This window comes from Pedobacter sp. V48, from assembly GCF_000523515.1.
Taxonomy (GTDB): domain Bacteria; phylum Bacteroidota; class Bacteroidia; order Sphingobacteriales; family Sphingobacteriaceae; genus Pedobacter.
Map to the genome: position 1 here is coordinate 252,335 of NZ_AWRU01000034.1, position 20,127 is coordinate 272,461.

20 protein-coding genes are annotated in these 20,127 nt (G+C 39.3%); 8 read left to right on the forward strand and 12 right to left on the reverse strand.

Annotated features, from left to right (window positions below; all coding sequences use genetic code 11):
• The first annotated feature begins 467 nt into the window (after positions 1 to 467).
• Positions 468 to 821, forward strand: coding sequence for a hypothetical protein (locus N824_RS26485; RefSeq protein WP_048908110.1), 354 nt, complete (start codon positions 468 to 470; stop codon positions 819 to 821).
• A gap of 2 nt (positions 822 to 823) precedes the next feature.
• On the opposite strand, the gene trmD is transcribed toward N824_RS26485, so the two are convergent.
• The 3 genes from trmD to N824_RS26500 form a co-directional block, all read right to left on the reverse strand.
• Positions 824 to 1,501 (reverse strand): tRNA (guanosine(37)-N1)-methyltransferase TrmD, encoded by a 678-nt coding sequence (gene trmD, locus N824_RS26490; RefSeq protein ID WP_048908111.1) that lies wholly within the window; start codon positions 1,499 to 1,501, stop codon positions 824 to 826.
• Positions 1,502 to 1,516: 15 nt separating this feature from the next.
• A complete protein-coding gene (gene rimM / locus N824_RS26495; protein WP_048908112.1) occupies positions 1,517 to 2,044 on the reverse strand; it encodes a ribosome maturation factor RimM in 528 nt (175 codons plus the stop codon).
• Positions 2,045 to 2,167: 123 nt separating this feature from the next.
• Positions 2,168 to 2,758: a 30S ribosomal protein S16 gene (locus tag N824_RS26500; protein WP_048908113.1), complete on the reverse strand. Its 591-nt coding sequence runs from the start codon at positions 2,756 to 2,758 to the stop codon at positions 2,168 to 2,170.
• A gap of 161 nt (positions 2,759 to 2,919) precedes the next feature.
• Between N824_RS26500 and N824_RS26505 the strand changes: the two genes are divergently transcribed.
• Complete coding sequence (locus N824_RS26505; protein WP_235207318.1) at positions 2,920 to 3,438, forward strand: 5'(3')-deoxyribonucleotidase; 519 nt, start codon at positions 2,920 to 2,922, stop codon at positions 3,436 to 3,438.
• 43 nt (positions 3,439 to 3,481) lie between these two features.
• Positions 3,482 to 3,802, forward strand: a complete 321-nt coding sequence (locus tag N824_RS26510; protein ID WP_048908115.1) for a YbjQ family protein — start codon at positions 3,482 to 3,484, stop codon at positions 3,800 to 3,802.
• 39 nt (positions 3,803 to 3,841) lie between these two features.
• Here N824_RS26510 and pfkA read toward each other — a convergent pair whose 3' ends face one another.
• From pfkA to N824_RS26530, 4 genes are all read right to left on the reverse strand, one after another.
• The gene (pfkA, locus tag N824_RS26515; RefSeq protein WP_048908116.1) at positions 3,842 to 4,825 is read right to left on the reverse strand and encodes a 6-phosphofructokinase; all 984 of its coding nucleotides are present in this window, start codon (positions 4,823 to 4,825) and stop codon (positions 3,842 to 3,844) included.
• Positions 4,818 to 6,536, reverse strand: coding sequence for a protein-disulfide reductase DsbD (locus N824_RS26520; RefSeq protein ID WP_048908117.1), 1,719 nt, complete (start codon positions 6,534 to 6,536; stop codon positions 4,818 to 4,820). The genes pfkA and N824_RS26520 overlap by 8 nt, the downstream gene beginning before the upstream one ends.
• Before the next feature lie 217 nt (positions 6,537 to 6,753).
• Positions 6,754 to 7,203: a protein-disulfide reductase DsbD N-terminal domain-containing protein gene (locus N824_RS26525; protein WP_048908118.1), complete on the reverse strand. Its 450-nt coding sequence runs from the start codon at positions 7,201 to 7,203 to the stop codon at positions 6,754 to 6,756.
• A 13-nt stretch (positions 7,204 to 7,216) separates the two neighbouring features.
• Complete coding sequence (locus tag N824_RS26530; RefSeq protein ID WP_048908119.1) at positions 7,217 to 8,005, reverse strand: biotin--[acetyl-CoA-carboxylase] ligase; 789 nt, start codon at positions 8,003 to 8,005, stop codon at positions 7,217 to 7,219.
• 41 nt (positions 8,006 to 8,046) lie between these two features.
• On the opposite strand from N824_RS26530, the gene rsfS reads away from it, so the two are divergent.
• The 4 genes from rsfS to N824_RS26550 all read left to right on the forward strand — a co-directional run bounded on the left by rsfS (position 8,047) and on the right by N824_RS26550 (position 12,396).
• On the forward strand, positions 8,047 to 8,421 hold the full coding sequence (gene rsfS / locus N824_RS26535; RefSeq protein ID WP_048908120.1) for a ribosome silencing factor: 375 nt from the start codon (positions 8,047 to 8,049) through the stop codon (positions 8,419 to 8,421).
• Between the two features lie 30 nt (positions 8,422 to 8,451).
• A complete protein-coding gene (gene ftsH, locus N824_RS26540; protein ID WP_048908121.1) occupies positions 8,452 to 10,542 on the forward strand; it encodes an ATP-dependent zinc metalloprotease FtsH in 2,091 nt (696 codons plus the stop codon).
• A 61-nt stretch (positions 10,543 to 10,603) separates the two neighbouring features.
• Positions 10,604 to 11,248, forward strand: a complete 645-nt coding sequence (locus N824_RS26545) for a lactate utilization protein (RefSeq protein ID WP_048908122.1) — start codon at positions 10,604 to 10,606, stop codon at positions 11,246 to 11,248.
• Between the two features lie 65 nt (positions 11,249 to 11,313).
• The gene (locus tag N824_RS26550) at positions 11,314 to 12,396 is read left to right on the forward strand and encodes a 3-oxoacyl-ACP synthase III family protein (protein WP_048908123.1); all 1,083 of its coding nucleotides are present in this window, start codon (positions 11,314 to 11,316) and stop codon (positions 12,394 to 12,396) included.
• A gap of 9 nt (positions 12,397 to 12,405) precedes the next feature.
• Here N824_RS26550 and N824_RS26555 read toward each other — a convergent pair whose 3' ends face one another.
• The 5 genes from N824_RS26555 to N824_RS26575 form a co-directional block, all read right to left on the reverse strand.
• Positions 12,406 to 13,914, reverse strand: coding sequence for a tetratricopeptide repeat protein (locus tag N824_RS26555; RefSeq protein WP_235207321.1), 1,509 nt, complete (start codon positions 13,912 to 13,914; stop codon positions 12,406 to 12,408).
• Positions 13,915 to 14,058: 144 nt separating this feature from the next.
• Positions 14,059 to 14,802, reverse strand: coding sequence for a zinc ribbon domain-containing protein (locus N824_RS26560; RefSeq protein WP_048908124.1), 744 nt, complete (start codon positions 14,800 to 14,802; stop codon positions 14,059 to 14,061).
• On the reverse strand, positions 14,802 to 15,899 hold the full coding sequence (locus tag N824_RS26565; RefSeq protein WP_048908125.1) for a Nif3-like dinuclear metal center hexameric protein: 1,098 nt from the start codon (positions 15,897 to 15,899) through the stop codon (positions 14,802 to 14,804). The genes N824_RS26560 and N824_RS26565 overlap by 1 nt, the downstream gene beginning before the upstream one ends.
• Before the next feature lie 122 nt (positions 15,900 to 16,021).
• On the reverse strand, positions 16,022 to 16,387 hold the full coding sequence (locus tag N824_RS26570; RefSeq protein ID WP_084498469.1) for a TM2 domain-containing protein: 366 nt from the start codon (positions 16,385 to 16,387) through the stop codon (positions 16,022 to 16,024).
• Positions 16,380 to 16,706, reverse strand: coding sequence for a DUF2752 domain-containing protein (locus N824_RS26575; RefSeq protein ID WP_048908126.1), 327 nt, complete (start codon positions 16,704 to 16,706; stop codon positions 16,380 to 16,382). Before N824_RS26575 ends, N824_RS26570 begins: the two co-directional genes overlap by 8 nt.
• Before the next feature lie 79 nt (positions 16,707 to 16,785).
• On the opposite strand from N824_RS26575, the gene mfd reads away from it, so the two are divergent.
• A complete protein-coding gene (gene mfd / locus N824_RS26580; RefSeq protein WP_048908361.1) occupies positions 16,786 to 20,127 on the forward strand; it encodes a transcription-repair coupling factor in 3,342 nt (1,113 codons plus the stop codon).

Consider the following 20,127-nt stretch of genomic DNA (forward strand, 5'->3'; position numbering starts at 1 on the left):
AGTCCGTTTTTTGAATTTACGCTACGCATCATTCCCTACTTTGCTGTAGTTCAGTAGCTATCAGCTCATCCGGCGTTTTGCCCCTTATGGGCTTATTCAGCAATCCCCTTGGCTCCAGTTCAAACAATCCTCAAACAGAGCCACAATGTCATGAGGGATATACTGAGCATCACTAAAAAGAATGTTTCGATAATTATGAAGTGTATTGAGTGAGATGCCTAAATATTTAGGCAATTTCCTAATCGCTTCGCGGTGGTGGTCGATCGATCTTTTTAGCAAACACTCGTTAATCTTGTACCTCCTCGGTGCACTGTCGCTGATCTTTACTCTTTTCATACCTACGTTAGTTTAATTTGGTTATGCTTATTTTTTGTATTTTTATCAAAAAAATGTAATGCTATTCATAATTTTATAGCATAAGCGCACCAAATATTTTAAGTGCCGGCCAAATTTATACGGAATTTTTTATGGTATTAAAGCGAATAGTCGATGAGCTACTCAAAGAAAAAGGCAGATCAATGACCTGGCTTGCTCAAGAAATGGGCAAAACCTTTGATGGCCTGAAGCTGAGTTTAACAAGGGGGTCAATAAAATATAATGATATTATAACCCTTTCTAAGGTGTTGAAAATGCCCCCTGCTACCTTTTTTCAGTCGCCAGTAATACCGTACGATACCAAGATCACAGAAAGTCTTGTGGGCGATCAAAAAGCAGAATATGCCGATCTAAAGAGCAATTTGAAAAATTGCAAAGAGATGCTTACCGCATTGAAAGATCAAATAAAAGATAAGGATAAAATTATTTCGCTCCTGAGCAAATAGGACTAATCTTCAAGTAAATCAGGGCGACGTTGTTGTGTTCTCGCCAATGCCTGATCATGGCGCCATTCATTAATCTTAGCCTCATGACCGCTTAGCAGCACATCAGGAACTTTGTGCCCATTCCAGTCAGCAGGCCTGGTATAAACAGGAGCATCCAGCAGCTCTCCCTGGAAACTGTCAGACAAAGCCGATGTTTCATCATTCAAAACACCAGGAATAAGCCTTACAATAGCATCAACTAAAACGGCAGCAGGAAGCTCTCCTCCCGACAAAACATAATCCCCGATAGAAATCTCGCGTGTAACAAATAAATCTCTTACGCGCTGGTCTATGCCCTTATAATGACCACACAGAATCATAATGTTACCCTTGCCGGATAATTCGTTTGCAATCGTCTGGTTAAAGGTCACCCCATCAGGGCTCATAAAAATTACCTCATCGTAATCACGCTCAGCCTTTAGTCCTTCAATACATCTGGCAAAAGGCTCAATAGACATCACCATACCGCTACCACCGCCATAAGGATAATCATCTACACTTTTCTGCTTGTTCGTGGAATAATCCCTAAGGTTATGAACCACTATCTCAGCAATGCCTTTCTTTTGAGCACGTTGCAAAATGGAGTGGGCAAAAGGACTATCCAAAAGAGCCGGTAAAACAGTTATAATGTCAAAACGCATGGTGCAAAGATAAAATTAAGGATTGATATATATGTCTAATAAGCCCTCAGGCAAATCAACAAGCATAGTCCCTTCATCCTCATCAATCTCAACAATCATATCATCATTTAAAGGAAACAGGATTTCCTTACTTTGATAGGCTACCGTAGCAACAAATTGCTGAGGGTATTCATTTACTTCAATAATTTCACCAAGCTCCCCATGTGTTTCATCAAAAACAACAAAGCCTTTTAAATCATTATAATGAAAATCTTCATCAGAACGATCCGGCATTTTTGTTAAAGGCAGGTACACTTTCTTTCTTAATAGAGGCTGGGCCTTGTCTATATGATCGATGTCATCAAAATAGAAATTGCCCGTATTATTTGTCTGAAGCTTATAAGACGACACAAAGAAAGGCACCATTTTGCCATTAATATCCGCAAAAATCACATCAAGTTCCAACAATTCAGGCTCATCATATTCAAAGAATAGCTGAACCTCTCCCTTTAATCCCTTTGTTTTGGTAATGTATCCTATATAAAATGCTTCTTCTATTTTCATTGGTGTATTATTAATTTTGGTCTATTAGCTACGATTGCCACCGCCTTTCATAAACCCCTAAATAAAAAAATAGCGAAGAAATCATATAAAGATTCTTCGCTATTATTCAGAATAACAAAAATACTATGCTTCTTCTTCTTTGCTTTCTTCTGTAGCTTCTGCTGCAGGAGTTTCTTCTGCTACCGGAGCTTCTTCAGTTGGAGCTTCAGCTACTGGAGCTTCTTCAACCACTTCTTCTTCTACAACCTCTTCTACCGGTGCATTTTTAATTGCAAGGGCAGCAGCACGGTCAGCATTTTTCTTAGCTTCAGCAGCCAGAGCAGCTTTTCTAACTTCATCTTTAGATTTAGTTAAACCCTCTTTTTTGCCTTCAATTTTACCGTCTTTAGCGCTTAACCATTCAGCAAATTTAGCTTCCGCTTGTTCTGCAGTTAACGCACCTTTTTTAACACCACCTTCTAAGTGTTTTTTGTATAAAACACCTTTGTAAGAAAGGATAGCACGACAAGTATCCGTAGGTTCAGCACCTTTGTTTACCCAGTCTAAAGTTTTGTCAAAGTTAAGATCGATAGTAGCTGGATTGGTGTTTGGGTTGTATGAACCTAAACGCTCAATGAATTTACCATCTCTTGGTGAGCGGGAATCCGCTACCACAACGTGGAAAAAAGGTTTACCTTTTTTACCGAATCTTTGCAATCTGATTTTAGTTGCCATTTCTCTTTTAGTTTATGTATTCAACATAGTTCCCGGAGCTTCGTGCTTGCGGGGTTGCAAAAGTAAGTAAAATACTAATGATTAACAAGATGCAATAATTTTAAATTCATTTAACATAACTGTCTCCCCAATTAAAGATATTTGGAACAAACGACATACAAATGAGAATAGCCATAGACATGGACGAGGTTTTAGCCGATCCGATACACAAATTTATACACCTTTATAACAGGGATTACGGAATCCCGCTTGACTTGATTATTGAACCGGGAAATGAAGTTTACCAGCATATGCCAGAGCATATTAACAATAAATGGTTCGATTATATTAATGAAAAAGGCTTTTTCAGAGACCTCCCGCTAATTGAAGGAAGTGTAGAAGCTGTTAAAAAATTACAGGAACATCATGATGTATATATCGTTTCTGCAGCCACAGAATTTAGGAACTCTCTTGAAGACAAGCTTGACTGGCTGGCAGAGCATTTTCCTTTTATTACCTGGAGAAACATCATGTTCTGCGGAGATAAAATTGTTGATGTAGACGTAATGATTGACGACAGAGCAAAAAATTTCATTGGTTTTAAAGGCAGAAAACTCTTATTCTCCTCTCCCCACAACTTACTACTAAAAGATTACGAGCGTGTAGATACCTGGCAACAGGTTTTGGATAAATTACTGTAACAAATCCACAAAATCATCATCAAACCTAAAAACCAATTAAAAGATGCTAATTACAACAACCAATTCAGTAGAAGGCAAAAAAGTAGTTAAATACATAGGCCTTGTAAGTGGCGAAACCATTATCGGTGCCAATATTTTTAAAGATCTTTTTGCCGGAATACGAGACATCGTTGGAGGCAGATCGGGATCGTATGAACAAGTATTAAGAGAAGGCAAGAACACTGCAATTAATGAAATGCAGCAATATGCAGCCGCAATGGGTGCCAATGCCATAATCGGAGTAGATTTAGATTATGAAACAGTAGGCAGCGGCGGCAGCATGTTAATGGTTGCGGCAACAGGAACTGCTGTAGTAATAGAATAACAAAACAAAAGGCCCTAAAATTTAGGGCCTTTTGTTTTGTTATAACGACAATATCTCTACCAGTTTTAACCAGGCAGGACTTATTTCTTTCGCATCAATATGCTTAATAGCATGATTAAATGGCGTAAAAACAATCTCTTTATTCTTTTGCCCAACCATTACGCCTGTTTGTCCGGCTAAGATCCCTTCTACAGCAACCACACCTAAACGGCTAGCCAAAACCCTATCCATACAACTTGGTTTACCGCCGCGCTGAATATGGCCCAATACAGAAACCCTGATGTCATATGCCGGGAATTTCTCTTTCAGAACCTCGCCAACATTAAAGCCGCCACCAATCTCATCACCTTCGGCAACGATAATTATTTTAGATGCCTTATCCTTACGTCCGGTCTCAAGTCTGGTAACCAAACCATCAATGCCCATATTTGCTTCAGGGATCATAATAGCCTCTGCACCTACTCCTATTCCACTTCTCAAAGCAATAAGACCAGAATCACGGCCCATCACTTCAACAATAAATAAACGGTCGTGTGACTCTGCTGTATCTCTAATCTTATCAACAGCATTAATAACCGTATTAATTGCCGTGTCATAACCTATCGTAAAATCGGTTCCTTCCAGATCATTGTCAATAGTTCCAGGTAAACCTATCACAGGGAAATCAAACTCATGAGTAAACAAATCTGCTCCTGTAAAAGTACCATCACCACCAATAACAATTAATGCATCTATGTTATTTTTCTTTAATTGATTGTACGCCTGTTGTCTTCCTTCTTTGGTTCGGAATGAATCACTCCTTGCCGTTTTCAAAATCGTTCCCCCACGTTGGATGATATTTGCTACAGACTTGCGGTCCATCTCAATAAAGTCCCCATTCACCAGTCCTTCGTAGCCTCTTAAAATACCCGTAACGTTTAAATCGTAGTAAATTGCTGCCCTTACTACCGCTCGTATTGCAGCGTTCATTCCGGGAGCATCGCCTCCAGATGTTAATACACCTATGTTTTTAATCTTATTCATTTGGTTTTTCAGCTTGTTTGAATTTATCTAAACCACTTCGTAAATATGCAGCATATTCTTTTGCATCAAAAATTGCCCCCTGTGGTTTAACTAAGGGAATTAGGTCATGTCCCGCCAATACATAGAATGGCTGAGAGTTAGATCCATATTTTGTAGCCTGGAAATCACCGTTCCACTTCCCCAGATCATCTGTCGTTGTCCTCAGAATCTCCGAATAATGAACTTTTTCCTTCGGCATTTTAATTTTACGTTCATCCACATAAAGCTGTATCAATACGTATTCGTTGATTACACGTCCTACCTCCGCATCTATCCAGACTTTATCCTCCATTTTGCGACAGTTTACACATGCCCAGCCTGTAAAGTCTATCATAACCGGTTTGTTTACCTTTTTAGCATAAGCCAAACCTTCTTCCAGATCGAAAAACGGAGTAAAACCAATTGGTTTTTTAAATACATCATCGTATTTCACTTTAGACGGAAACTCGGTATCCACTTTTGATTGCGACGAGCCGTTTCCGTTAAGGATAAAATCCTGAGTATTCATTGGAGGCGCAAGGCCACTCAAAACACTTACCGGAGCACCCCATAAACCAGGCACCATATAAATGGCAAAAGAAAACGAAAGTATGGCAAGGAATAATCGTGGTACGGATACATATGGCAGATCACTATCGTGCGAAAATTTGAGTTTCCCTAATAAATAAATACCCATTAAGAAGAAAATCACGATCCATACTACCAGGAACACCTCACGATCGAACCATTCCCAATGCCAAACTAAATCTGCAGCAGAAAGGAATTTCAGCGCTAAGGCAAGCTCAAGGAAACCTAGGCAAACCTTCACACTATTCAACCATCCACCTGATTTAGGCATGCTGCTTAAAAAGCCAGGGAAGATTGCCGACAAAGTAAATGGAAGAGCCAATGCCAACGAAAAGCCAAACATTCCTACGGCCGGCGCAAGCAACTCACCTTTTGAACTCGCATCTACAAGCAAGGTTCCTATAATAGGTCCTGTGCATGAAAAGGAAACCAAGGCAAGAGAAGCCGCCATAAAAAAGATACCTCCTAAACCTTTACTGTTATCGGCCTTATTGTCAATTTTATTAACGAAAGAACTTGGCAATGTAATCTCAAATGCACCGAAAAAGGAGATGGCAAAAACGACCAGTAGAATAAAGAAGAAGAAATTAAACAGTCCGCTACTACTCAACGCATTTAAGCCGGCCGATCCAAATAATACCGTAATTAACAGCCCAAAAGCAACATAAATAACAATAATAGAGAGGCCATAAATAATCGCCTGTCCAATTCCTTTATTCTTGCTGCCTGCCCTTTTGGTAAAATAACTTATGGTTAGCGGCACCATTGGAAAAATACAAGGCATTAAAAACGCTAAAAACCCACCAACAAGACCGGCAATAAAAGTTTGCCAAAGTGTTTTCTTATGATCAGCCTCATCAGATAAAACCGCTGTAGCCGACTTATCCTGGGCATGATCTACAGTTGCGCTCTGCGCTATAGCATCCTTTTTTACAGTGTCTTTTACCATGTTGTTTACTGCACTATCCTGAGCAGAACCAACCTCAGTAAAAACCAGATCATCCGTTCCGGTCGAATCCTGAACCTGAGTAGCGGCAAATCCATGCCCCGTTATTGTTACAACAAAAAGAAAGAACAAGCTCAGTATTAAAAGTGTTTTTTTCATCCGCATTCCGATTACCTATTTAAAACCATGAAAAACCCCGCCATTATATTCATTTTCATGATGAGGGCGTGAAATTACTTATAATTTTTTATTTAAAGACGGTGTTGTAACTGCTAAAGTGTTAATTTTACTATCAGCTAATAATCCCTTAAAACCCTTTAAATGAAAAAAGGGTACTCTGAAAACTCAAAACACCCTTTTCTCTATCCGTATCAGCTTACTTTACCGGAATGCTGAAGCTTACTTCTTCAGGAGGCAAACACTGTTTATCGTTACATACCATAAATTCTACTTTTCCCTTCACGGTAGTAGCACCTTTATTCAACTTGATTTTTTGCTGAAATGTAACGCCGTCGCCAAAATAGCTAACGTTCATTTTAAAATTCTCATCGTAATAGTTTATAGCCTTAGGCTCTGTAGTCTTTCCATTAAGTGCATAATCACTAGATGGACTAAAAGTAAATGTAGTTTTACTTGGCCCGCCTGGTTTCAAATTTTGAGAATAAATATGCCATCCATCTTCAATATTCGCTTTAATATAAAGTATTGCTTCCGTTTTACTCACTTTCTTAGCTGCGTAAGCCCATGTTACAGGTTTTTCAATTTGAGCTACTGCTCCTAGCACTGTAAATAAGACTAATGTTAATACCAAACTTATTCTTTTCATCTGTAATTGTTTTTTAATTTTTATATTCTTTATCCGTTAAAAATTCAACCTCTTTAAAGTTATATATTCTTTCCTTTCCTGAGGTTAAAAGAACCAATTGTCCGGCCTCTGTAATTCCGGTTATTGTAGCTTCAAAAACCTCGCCATTCTGTCTGTAAAAACCCAATTTGTTAAATCGGTATAGGTTTTCAAGGTACTCTTTCATCAGGCTATTGTAATTTCCTGCTTTCAATTTGAGGTACTGACTTTCAATATGACTGCAAATTTCAGCTAATAGCTCAATTAAATTAACATCGTGCTGTAAAATTTCATATAACGATGTTGCTACTTTGGTCTTCTCAATATCAAATTTTTGCTGGTTAACATTCATTCCTATGCCAACAATGCTCGATTTAAAACGGTTCCCAGACAGGCTGTTTTCAATTAAAACCCCTCCTATTTTACTGTCATTATAGTAAATATCATTAGGCCACTTAATCGTTATCCCATCCTTTACAAAGCGCCTTAAAGCCTTGTTAATGCCATTACTAACCGCTATATTTAGCATAAATTGCTTGTTTATGGGTAGAAATGCCGGTGTTAGAAAGATGCTGAACGTAAGATTTAATCCAGGCTCGCTGTACCAGGTGTTTTCCTGTTGTCCTCGGCCCGCAAATTGGTTATCTGCCATAATAACAGTCCCTTCCGGTAATGGCTCGGATTTTGACACCATCAACTTCAAAAAGTTATTAGTAGAATCAACCGCTGATAATCTGATAAGATTTTGACCAACAAATAATGTTGAAAAAGTGTTATTTTGCAAGTGTTGATTGTATATTTGTTTATCAAAATTAAAACATTTTAATGGTAAAAAAGAAAATTGTAAACCTTTCTACATACCTCTCAGAAATAGCCGTACACGGCATACAGGAAAAAAAAGGCAATGATATTGTCCGCCTGGACCTAAGAGATCTAAACAGTTCCGTTTCTGACTATTTTATTATCTGCAGCGCTAATTCAGCCACTCAGGTTAAGGCCATTGCCGATAGCGTAGAAGAAGAAATCTATAAAAATACCCAAACAAATCCTTGGCGCAAAGAAGGACAAGATGCTGCTGAGTGGATAATCCTGGATTATTTTGATGTTGTTGTCCACATATTTAAAACTGAAAAGCGAGACTTTTATGGGATAGAAGACCTATGGGGCGATGCCCAGGCAACCTCCTATAAAAGCGCATAATCATTTACTTCCACATTTTTTGATATAACGATGAAAGAGAACCCGAATACAAAACCCAAACTAATAAAGAGAATTCCAAATATTCCGAAGAAGCCTCAAAAAGGTTCAAAATTCAATATTTTTTGGGTTTACGCAGCAATTATTTTAGGACTGATTTTATTGCAGTTCCTATTCAATGCCGATACCAGCAAACCAATTACCTACCGCGTTTTTGAAAAAGAAATGCTTTTACCAGGTGATGTACAAAAACTAGTAGCATATAAGCACGAAGATCTTGTAAAAATTGAGGTATACATTAAAAAAGACAAGCTAAATCAGCCTAAGTATAAAGAGTACCAAAACAAAAGTAATTTTGGAACAAACACTGGCCCTATAGCTTATTTTACGGCCGGATCAATGGACGCGCTTGATACACAATTAAAGGAATCTCAGAAAAACCTTCCCCCCGATCAGCAGATTTTAGCAGAAAAAGAAACCAGACAAAGTTCATTTAACTCGTGGTTCTTCACGGTAATTATCCCTGTTCTATTGTTCATTGGCTTCTGGATCTTTATTATGCGTCGTATGGGCGGTGGTGCAGGTGGTGGTGGTGGTCAGATTTTCAATATCGGGAAATCTAAAGCAACCCTGTTCGACAAGGAAAGCCAGGTAAACGTAACATTTAATGATGTTGCCGGCCTCGAAGAAGCAAAACAAGAGGTAATGGAAATTGTAGATTTCCTTAAAAACCCTAAAAAATACACCAATCTCGGTGGTAAAATACCTAAAGGAGCATTATTAGTAGGCTCTCCGGGAACCGGTAAAACATTATTAGCCAAAGCCGTTGCCGGCGAAGCGCAAGTTCCTTTCTTCTCACTTTCAGGTTCTGATTTCGTAGAAATGTTTGTGGGTGTTGGAGCATCACGTGTACGTGATTTGTTTAAACAGGCTAAAGACAAGGCACCATGTATCATCTTTATTGATGAGGTTGATGCGATCGGTCGTGCCCGTGGTAAAAACAGTATGATGGGTGGTAATGATGAGCGTGAAAACACACTAAATCAGCTATTGGTTGAAATGGATGGTTTTGGTACCGATTCTGGTATCATTATCCTTGCTGCTACCAACAGGCCTGACGTATTGGATACGGCCTTGTTAAGACCGGGAAGGTTTGACAGACAAATCTCTATAGACAAACCTGATTTGGTTGGTCGTGAGCAGATCTTTAAAGTTCACCTTACCCCTATTAAAACATCTCAGGAAGTTGATGCTAAAAAACTTTCTGCGCAAACTCCGGGCTTTGCCGGAGCAGAAATTGCCAACGTTTGTAACGAGGCCGCACTTATCGCAGCCCGTCGCAATAAAGAAAGCGTTGACATGCAAGACTTCCAGGATGCAATTGACCGTGTTATCGGTGGTTTAGAGAAGAAAAACAAAATCATTTCACCAGAAGAAAAAAGAATCGTTGCTTATCACGAGGCTGGTCACGCAATTGCAGGATGGTTCCTGGAACATGCAGATCCACTTGTAAAAGTATCTATAGTTCCTCGTGGTGTTGCTGCTTTAGGATACGCACAATACTTACCTAAAGAGCAGTTTTTATATACTACAGAGCAATTAACTGATGGTATGTGTATGACAATGGGTGGAAGAGTAGCTGAAGACATTGTGTTCGGTAAAATCTCTACAGGAGCTCAAAATGACCTTGAAAGAATTACCAAGTTATCATACGCAATGGTTACCATATACGGTATGAACAGCACTATTGGTAACGTGTCATTCCACGATCCTCAAAATGAGTATAACTTTAATAAGCCATACTCAGAGAAAACATCTGAAATGATTGACCATGAAGTACGTATCCTTATTTCACAAGTTTACGACAGAACGAAACAATTATTGACAGATAAAAGAGATGGCCTAGAAAAGCTTGCTCAGAAACTAATAGAAAAAGAGATTCTTTTCCAGGCAGATTTAGAAGAAATCTTAGGAAAACGTCCTTTTGACAACCGTACTACTTACGATGAGTTTGTAAACGGTACAGGCGATCAAAAACCTGCAGCAGAAGGCCTTTTACATGAAGGTGTTGGCGAAACTACAGATCCTGCAGCTTCTATCACGCCAACTACTACAGAGTCTTAATTACAATATTTATGGGGCAGCCATTTCGCAATAAACGAAATGGCTGCAAATCCCTTTTTTTATGCAAGAAAATATTTCCTCCAAAGAGTTAATGCTGAAAAAGATAAGGAAGGCGCTTCTTGAAAAAAGAGACAACCCTTATCCAAATTTAGAAGATACCCCGCTGTATACAGAAAATACAGAGTATCCGGAGGTATTATTTGCAGAACAACTTACCGCCGTTTCCGGCAATTTCATCTACTGCGAAAACGGTATAGAGTTTATTGAAAACATCCTCCAGCTTGCAGACCGCTTTAACTGGCGCAAAATATACTGCTGGGAGCCGGAATTACAAGAACTTTTAACAGAATACGAATTTCCTTTTTATAAAACAGACAAAGATTTTGACCTTGCCGAAGTCGGGATCACCCTGTGTGAAGCGCTGATCGCGCGCAATGGCTCTGTAATGGTTTCAAACCAAAACGCAGCCGGTCGCAGACTTAGTATCTTCCCGCATCATCACATTGTTATTGCCAGAACAGGGCAGCTTGTAATGGACCTGAAAGATGCTTTTAAGCTCATTAAAGACAAATACGGCAGTCAAATCCCATCAATGATCAGCACCATTACAGGACCAAGCAGAACAGCAGATATTGAAAAAACATTGGTTCTTGGAGCACACGGACCAAAAGAATTATTTGTATTTTTAATTGAAGATTTCTCTTAAAATTTTTATTTCTAATATAATAGTTCTATTTTTATACTGTATACCAAAACAGTCTGCGGTTCATAATGAGCAATAAAACAAACTTACACTCGGTTATTACAGGTACAGGTAGCTATATTCCCGAAAACGTCATTTCTGGCGACTCTTTTTTAACCTCCACATTTTACGATAATGGAGTGGTTTTAGAAAAAGACATCAATGAAGTAATAAATAAATTCGCAGAGATCACAGAGATTCTCGAGAGACGCTATGTTGATGACAACATCGTAAATAGTGACATTGCGGCTATCGCTGCTCAACGTGCAATTGACGACGCAGGAATAGACAAGGAAACGCTGGATCACATCATATTCTGCCATAACTTTGGAGACGTAAAAAGCGGCAGCAACAGAATGGATATCCTTCCTTCTTTGGCCGCCAAGGTAAAGCAAACCCTGCATATCTTAAATCCCGATTGTGTTGCCTATGATATCATCTTTGGTTGCCCGGGATGGGTTCAGGGCGCAATACAAGCCAATTATCTCATTCAAAGTGGTGATGCAAAAAGAGTAATGGTTATTGGCGCAGAAACGCTTTCCAGAATAACCGACCCCCATGACCGCGACAGCATGATCTTCTCTGATGGTGCGGCAGCCGTTATTTTTGAAGCTCAGGAATCCGAAAACCCTTTAGGCATCGTTGCACATAAAACACAAACCTATGCGGTTGATTATGGCTCCTTATTGGTAATGGGCAAAAGCAACAACCCGAGCGAACGCAATGGTAATACTTACCTTAAAATGAATGGCCGTAAGCTCTATGAGTTTGCCGTTATAAACGTTCCTCAAGTCGTTAAAAAGGCTATAGATAAAGCAGAAATAGACATTAAAGACGTTAAAATTGTTTTCATACATCAGGCTAACGGGAAAATGGATACCGCTATTATGAAACGCTTATTTAAGCTTTATGATTTGGATACTGTGCCCGAAAACCTTGTTCCTATGACCATTTCATGGTTAGGAAATAGCTCTGTAGCTACTATACCGACACTGCTAGACCTAGTTCTAAAAGAAAAGGTAGAAGGCTATAAAGTAAAGAAAGGTGAATACGCCGTATTTGCATCTGTAGGCGCCGGCATGCACATCAATGCGTTTGTTTATCGTTTTTAAGCTACAACTTTAGTCAGCATTTTTGTCAATTCTCTTGATACCGGCTTTTGCCTGTGTTTCAATACTGCTTTCATAATCGTGGTTTTTCATTTGAATTGCAACATTGAAAAAAGCTTTAGCCTTTGAGAAGTTTGCTTTCTTCTCGTAAATCTTGCCAATCTGCAATGCAGAATTTGCTGCAAAGTAGTATTTCAGGTTTTTTCCTGTATTAATGGCATTCTGGTAATTGGTAAGCGCTATATCGTCCTTTCCAAGCTCATCATTTATACGCCCCAGGCGATAATAGTATTCAGTTTTATCCCTGGCAGAGGCAAAGCTATCCCCTTTACTGTCTTTTAGCTCTTCCAGCGCTTTATTATAATAGCCCCCATCAAATAATAACCTGGCTTTTAAAAGGTCTTTATTTGGCATAGATTCGCCCGCTTCATTAAGCGCCTGCTTATCCTTTTCCTGATAAGTATAGCCGGTCGACTTAACCTTGTTCATAAATGCAGTATAAGCCCCTGTATCGCCTTTTAGTAAGAAGACCCAGCCTAAGTGCAGGTTTGCATCTTTAATGTAATTAGCGCCTTTATTAAGCTGCAGAAACCGGTTAAAGTTCTGGCCAGACGAATAATCAAGTTTATTAAGCTTTGCAGCACCCAGCAAAAACTCCAAATAAGGAAAAGATTGATACTCTGCTCCTGTTGGCCTGTTATTTAAAATACTGATGGCCTCATCATTATGACCGTTCTTTGAGCAAACCAATGCCTGCAAATATGTTTTTAACAGACTACTCTCTGCAATTCCGGAGGTGTATTTCATTGTTTTGCTATAGGCCGAAGGGCTATGTGCTATGTCGTTTAACACAAACACATAATAGAACACCACTTCTTCATAGAATGGCTCAAATTTAGATTTGGGCAAGCTTTCGGACAACTTATCTAGCATTGCTATTCCGCTTTGAAGATTCCCTTTTATACCGAACGTAGAAAGTGTACTCTTCAAAATTCCGTCTGGCAGGTTACCCAAAAAAGCATTGATCAGTCCTAACCCTTTTGAATTTAGGGTAAATGCCGGAAACTTCTTGTTGTTATCCTGTAATAAGCCGTTGGCCTTTTTAATTTCCCTTGCGGCAGTAAAATATTCGCCGTATCGCCCTCTAATTAAAGCCCATTGTAAGTTTATCTCGGCCTGTGCGTATAAATAGTATGGAGACGACTTGTCGCCATCAGCGATTTGATCTAACCGTGTAGATTTATTTTCCTTTAACTTGTCAAAGTCCGCCTTGCTTTCTGTAGTGAGCAAATAAAAATAATCAACATAGTTTTCCAGTAAAGGCACTATTCCATTATCAGGATGAATCTTTTTCTCGGCAGCAATCAGTTTTCTGGCGGCGCTTAGCTTAAGCTCAAATATGTTTTGATAAGCCTTTAAGCAGTTGGTATTAAAGTCGAAATTTGCGTAAATAACCGTTGGCGAAAACAACAAAAAAACGATCAGCACACATTTATATACAGAACCGGAAATCATATTCATAACTAAGGCAAGGATTTACTAAATCTTAATGCTTTGCTGCAAGCAAAAATTCTTCCACAAAAAAGAAGGTGTATCATTGTCATATGATACACCTTCTTTTTTACTCCCGTCAATCTGACCTTATTTCAGNWAWGAYMGSRMGWGYTATGCCGGCAACTCTTCCTGCGTAAGCGCCTCATCAACTAAGATCCTTCCGCAATGCTCACAAACGATGATTTTTTTGCGTTGACGGATGTCCAATTGACGTTGAGGAGGAATCTGATTAAAACAACCCGAACATGAATCACGATCGATAGTAACAACAGCAAGGCCGTTATTAGCATTTCCTCTTAATCTCTTATATGCAGTTAAAAGTCTGTCTTCAATTTGAGTTTCAGCTTTTTCAGCTTTTTTACTCAACGACTGCTCTTCTTTTTCAGTTTCAGCCGTAATTGTTTGCAGCTCTCCTTTTTTAATATCAAGATCTTTTCTTCTTGACTCTAAATCAGCAAGTGCTTTTTCGTAAACTTCAGTTTTTTGAGTGATATCAAAACCAAACTCTCTGATCTTTTTCTCGCAAACCTGGATCTCAAGCGTCTGAATCTCAACCTCCTTAGTTAAAGCATCATATTCACGATTGTTTTTAACATCTTTTAATTGGGTCTCGTATTTTTTGATCAGGCCTTGAGCTTCCTTAATCATATTTTTACGCGTTACAATGGCGTCTTCAGTATCATCCAATTCACTTTTGAATTTTTGTATACGTGTTTCCAGTCCTTCAACCTCATCTTCAAGGTCAGCCACTTCCATTGGTAATTCACCACGTATCTGACGTATTTTATCGATCTTAGTATGAAGAGTTTGTAATTCGTATAAAGCTTTTAGCTTTTGCTCTACAGTTTGTTCCATTAAATGAAATAATTTATGGGGTTTGTGTTATGCTCCGTTAAACGGATTGCAAAGTTAGGAAATTTTTCTTGAATAATATCTATCAACAAATTAGATGTAAATTGTTCACTTTCAAAGTGTCCGATATCAGCGATAACCAATTTTTCATCGGCATCAAAAAACTCATGGTATTTAAAATCTGCCGTCACAAAAGCGTCGGCACCGGTTGCAATGGCCTCTTTAAGCAAAAAACTGCCCGATCCGCCACAAACAGCCACCTTTTTAATCTTTTTAGGCAGCAATTTAGTATGTCTTATAACTTCGGCATCCATTCTGTCTTTAACTAAATGCAAAAAGTCTTTCCCATCCATTTCGTGTTCCAGCCAGCCAACCATTCCTGCTCCAACTGTATCTAACCTGTTTTCCAAAGGATAAATATCATAGGCAACCTCCTCGTAAGGATGATTTTCAAACAAGGCCAACAGCACTTTTCTCTCGTTCTGAGCAAAAAAAACAGTTTCTATTCTTACCTCTGACTCGTGGTGCTGAACACCTTGTTCGCCAACAAAGGGATCCGTATCCGCTCCGGCCTTAAACGTTCCGGTGCCTTCGGCATTAAAACTGCACTCACTGTAATTACCAATGCGGCCAGCTCCTGCTTCAAACAAAGCTGATCTTACCTGAGCAGCCTGAGCAGTCGGACAAAATGTCACCAATTTTTTTAACAGTGATGTTTTCGGACTTAATATTTTAATATTTTTTAATCCCAGGCGCTGACTAATGACCCCGTTAACACCATATTTTACATGATCCAGGTTTGTATGAATAGCATAAAGCGCAATATTATGCCTTATAGCTTTTAGTACGACCCGCTCCACATAGTTTTTTCCTGTAAGCTTTTTGAGCCCCTTAAAAACGATAGGATGATGGGTGATAATCAAATTACAGTTCTGAGCAATGGCTTCATCTACAATAGCCTCCGTGCAATCCAGGGCAACAAGCGCCCCGTGTATGTCTTGATCAGCATTTCCAACCAGCAACCCCGAATTATCATAATCTTCCTGATAGTTCAATGGAGCAAACTCTTCCAAATGCTTTATTAAAATCGCTAACCTCATAAGATGTAAATTTACAATATGAACAACAAAATTTCGCTTTAAAATAAAAAGAGATTGCACTTCAACACGTGTACAATCTCTTTTTATTTTAAAGCGCCCTGTCGTCGAGATGACGAAGTGTACTATTCTATTGAATATTCCCCATTYTWMCSATCTNTNARCTTTNCAAACACCATACGCTGGTTGTATTCAAAAGCAAGGGTCTTATGGTTTATTAAATCGATAATCGTTCCTATAAAACATAACCCAACTGTAAAGAAATACAGCACTCCCATACCAATCTGGTTTACCAAAAACCTTGGTAATCCAGGCACAAAGAAGCCTAAAATGCAATACAGCACCATATCGTCCGGATTTCTTCTTTTACTACCGTAAATCATTAAAAACCCTCTCAACTGTTGTTCACTAAATCCTGTAGTTGCAGTTTGCAAGTACGAATATTCCTGAGGTGTGATACCCGGCAATGACATAAATGGTGAATCAAACATATCCTTCCTCCTTATATTTTATAATTTTATTCCTGTTAACTCTTAATTTTATCAGCACAACAATCCTGTATACGATAATCAGCAGGGCAGGTATTCCAAACCAATGGAGCTTAATGCTCTCTGCAATATTACCATGAAACAGCTGCGTTAAAGCTCTCCCAATTCCACATCCCGGGCACCAATCTATCCCCATGTTTGCTAGCGGACAAAGGGTAAAGTGATGTTCATGGCCATGTATCTGTGGTTGCGCTAATCCCAGCAACACTAAAGCCGTTATCCAAAAAATGAGTTCTAATGGTATGCGGCTCAGCATTTTCATGTTATCCTCTTTTTATCTTAGATTGATTAATAGAGACTTTGTTACATCTAAAGCTAATCATAAATCTTACATTTGCATTGTGAACATCCGCGACCTGATTAATCGATACAAAACAGATGAACGCATTGTAGCATTGGCAAAAGCCCTTAATGCGGGCAAAGGTAATAAACTTCAGCTAAAAGGACTAGTTGGTTCTGCCGATGCAACAATTGCAACAGCTACTTATTTTCTGCTCCATAAACCAATTTTATTTGTGTTACCGGATAGGGAAGAGGCATCTTATTTTCTTGCAGATCTGGAAAGTATTCTGGATAAAGAAGTACTTTTATTTCCTTCTTCCTTCCGCAAAGCTTTTGAATTTACGCAGGTTGATACCGCAAATGTACTGGCCAGGGCCGAAGTATTAAACGAACTAAACCACCATTCTGAATATGGAAAAATAGTAGTTACATACCCCGAAGCCCTTGCAGAAAAGGTAATAAACCGTTCTCTTCTCGAAAAAAATACCCTAGAAATTAGTCTGGGTGCTAAACTGGGCATCGATTTCATAAATGAGTTTCTGATAGACTACGATTTTAACCGTACCGATTTCGTTTACGAGCCTGGTCAGTTTTCAATCCGTGGCGGCATAGTAGATATTTTTTCATTCTCACACGATCTGCCATATCGTATCGAGTTTTTTGGCGATGAAATAGAAAGCATCCGAACCTTCGAAATAGAAAGTCAGCTGTCCGTAGAAGATGTAAAAACTTTCACCATCATCCCAAATGTTCAATCAAAATACCTTACAGAAAGCAACATCAGCTTGCTCGACTATATAGAAAAAGACACTCAGCTTTGGTTTAGAGATGTAGAATTCACTCTCGACATTGTTAAATCCGGGTACAAAAAGGCTGTAGAGCTTTGGAAAGCTTTGCCGGTAAAAGAAAAGGCGGAAAATCAAGACTGGATTGATCCTAAATTTGCCTTTACCGACGAAAAAATGATCGCCGATATGCTCCAGGATTTTCTTCTGGTTGAATTTGGGAAGCAATTTTTTTATAAAACAGACCAGGTTTTTCAGTTCGAAACCAAACCGCAGCCATCCTTTAATAAAGACTTTAACTTGCTTATTCACAACATCAAAGAAAATGAAAAGCAAGGTATCCATAACTTCATTTTCAGCTCCTCAACCAAGCAAACGGAACGTTTATACGCCATATTAGACGATATAGATAAAACAGCAAAGTTTACCCCGGTAAACATCCCTTTAAGAGAAGGTTTTGTAGACGCACAGCAACACGTGGCATTTTATACAGACCATCAGATTTTTGATCGTTTTTACAAATACAAGCTTAAAAGAGGCTATCAACGCAGTCAGGCTATAACTTTAAAAGAGCTCAGAGATTTAAAGCCGGGCGATTTTGTGACCCATATTGACCATGGAATAGGTAAATATGCCGGCCTGGAAAAGGTAGAAGTAAACGGAAAAACACAGGAAATGATCAGACTGGTATATGCCGATAATGACCTGCTTTACGTAAACATCAATTCCCTAAACCGCATTGCAAAATACAGCGGAAAAGACGGTACCGCCCCTAAAATGAATAAGCTAGGTACCGAAGCGTGGGATAAGCTTAAAAAGACCACTAAAAAAAAAGTTAAAGACATAGCCCGCGACCTGATTAAGCTATATGCCTTAAGAAAATCGCAGGTTGGTACCGCCTTCGATCCAGATGGATATCTGGAAACAGAACTGGAAGCATCCTTCATTTACGAAGATACCCCGGATCAGGAAAAGGCCACAAATGATGTTAAAAAAGACATGGAAGCCCCGCACCCAATGGATAGGCTTGTATGCGGCGATGTAGGTTTTGGTAAAACAGAGATCGCCATACGTGCTGCCTTTAAAGCCGTTGCAAATGGCAAGCAAGCGGCAGTACTGGTGCCTACCACCATTTTGGCATTACAACACTTTAAAACCTTCTCGGGTCGTTTAAAAGGCTTCCCCTGCAATGTCGACTACATTAACCGTTTTAAAACCAACAAACAGATAAAAGATACACTTGCGGCAGTTGTTGATGGTAAAGTAGATATCATTATTGGTACCCACCGTTTGCTGAGCAAGGATGTAAAATTCAAAGATCTGGGCATCATGATCATCGATGAAGAACAGAAATTCGGTGTAGCATCAAAAGAAAAGCTGAAGGCTCTGAGGGTGAATGTAGATACCCTAACCCTTACCGCCACGCCGATTCCACGTACGCTCCATTTTTCGTTAATGGGAGCGAGGGATCTTTCCATCATGAGCACCCCGCCACCAAATAGGCAAGCTGTAAATACAGAATTGCACGTTTTTAATGATAAACTGATTCAGGAAGCCGTTCAATTTGAACTTGATCGTGGCGGGCAGGTATTCTTTATCCATAACCGCGTAAACGACCTCCCGCAGTTGGGCGGTTTAATACAGCGCCTGGTTCCAAAAGCACGCATCGGTATAGCCCACGGGCAGCTTGATGGCGACGCGCTCGAAGATGTAATGCTTGATTTTATAAATGGCGAAAAGGACGTATTGGTTGCCACAACAATAATTGAGGCCGGTTTGGACATTCCAAATGCAAATACCATCATCATTAACCATGCGCATATGTTTGGGCTAAGCGACCTGCACCAGATGCGTGGCAGGGTAGGCCGGTCTAACAAAAAAGCATTCTGTTACCTGCTTAGTCCTCCGCTTTCTACCTTAACCTCCGAGGCCCGTAAAAGACTTAGCGCAATAGAAGAGTTCTCGGACCTTGGGAGCGGCTTTAACATCGCGATGAGGGATTTAGACATCCGCGGCAGCGGAAACCTGTTAGGAGCAGAGCAAAGTGGCTTTATTGCCGAAATAGGTTTCGAAATGTATCACAAAATACTTGATGAAGCCATACAGGAGCTCAAAGCAGACGAATTTAAAGGCCTGTTTAAAGATGAACCGGAACGCCCTTTTGTTACCTTTACACAGATAGATACCGATCTGGAATTATACATTCCTGATGATTATGTAACCAACATTACCGAGCGGTATAATCTATACACCGAGCTTTCTAAGATAGAAAACGAAACCCAGTTAAAAGCATTTGAGCTAAGTTTAAAAGATCGGTTTGGCCCGGTTCCAAGGCCAGTTAAAACCATGCTGAATGTATTGAGATTGCAATGGGTGGCCAAAAAACTGGCTTTTGAAAAAATTACCTTCAAAAAAGGCACTCTGCGCGGCTATTTCATAACAGACAAGCAATCTTCGTTCTTTGATTCAACAATGTTCAATAAAATATTGCACTTTGCACAAATCCACCCCCGACTATGTAATTTAAAAGAAGTTAAAGACAGCTTAAGAATTGCTTTTGATAACCTTAACACAGTTGATGAAGCAGTAGAAATGCTCGAAATGGTGGTTAACTAA

What these genes read in the sequence shown, in the direction of transcription:
- N824_RS26485 (WP_048908110.1), top strand. Translation starts at nt 468, where the DNA reads ATGGTATTAAAGCGAATAGTCGATGAGCTACTCAAAGAAAAAGGCAGA.
- rsfS (WP_048908120.1), top strand. Translation starts at nt 8,047, where the DNA reads ATGGTAAAAAAGAAAATTGTAAACCTTTCTACATACCTCTCAGAAATA.
- rimM (WP_048908112.1), bottom strand. Translation starts at nt 2,044, where the DNA reads ATGAAAATAGAAGAAGCATTTTATATAGGATACATTACCAAAACAAAG.
- pfkA (WP_048908116.1), bottom strand. Translation starts at nt 4,825, where the DNA reads ATGAATAAGATTAAAAACATAGGTGTATTAACATCTGGAGGCGATGCT.
- N824_RS26525 (WP_048908118.1), bottom strand. Translation starts at nt 7,203, where the DNA reads ATGAAAAGAATAAGTTTGGTATTAACATTAGTCTTATTTACAGTGCTA.
- N824_RS26565 (WP_048908125.1), bottom strand. Translation starts at nt 15,899, where the DNA reads ATGAGGTTAGCGATTTTAATAAAGCATTTGGAAGAGTTTGCTCCATTG.
- N824_RS26505 (WP_235207318.1), top strand. Translation starts at nt 2,920, where the DNA reads ATGAGAATAGCCATAGACATGGACGAGGTTTTAGCCGATCCGATACAC.
- N824_RS26555 (WP_235207321.1), bottom strand. Translation starts at nt 13,914, where the DNA reads ATGAATATGATTTCCGGTTCTGTATATAAATGTGTGCTGATCGTTTTT.
- N824_RS26550 (WP_048908123.1), top strand. Translation starts at nt 11,314, where the DNA reads ATGAGCAATAAAACAAACTTACACTCGGTTATTACAGGTACAGGTAGC.
- trmD (WP_048908111.1), bottom strand. Translation starts at nt 1,501, where the DNA reads ATGCGTTTTGACATTATAACTGTTTTACCGGCTCTTTTGGATAGTCCT.
- N824_RS26510 (WP_048908115.1), top strand. Translation starts at nt 3,482, where the DNA reads ATGCTAATTACAACAACCAATTCAGTAGAAGGCAAAAAAGTAGTTAAA.
- N824_RS26545 (WP_048908122.1), top strand. Translation starts at nt 10,604, where the DNA reads ATGCAAGAAAATATTTCCTCCAAAGAGTTAATGCTGAAAAAGATAAGG.
- ftsH (WP_048908121.1), top strand. Translation starts at nt 8,452, where the DNA reads ATGAAAGAGAACCCGAATACAAAACCCAAACTAATAAAGAGAATTCCA.
- N824_RS26500 (WP_048908113.1), bottom strand. Translation starts at nt 2,758, where the DNA reads ATGGCAACTAAAATCAGATTGCAAAGATTCGGTAAAAAAGGTAAACCT.
- N824_RS26520 (WP_048908117.1), bottom strand. Translation starts at nt 6,536, where the DNA reads ATGAAAAAAACACTTTTAATACTGAGCTTGTTCTTTCTTTTTGTTGTA.
- N824_RS26575 (WP_048908126.1), bottom strand. Translation starts at nt 16,706, where the DNA reads ATGAAAATGCTGAGCCGCATACCATTAGAACTCATTTTTTGGATAACG.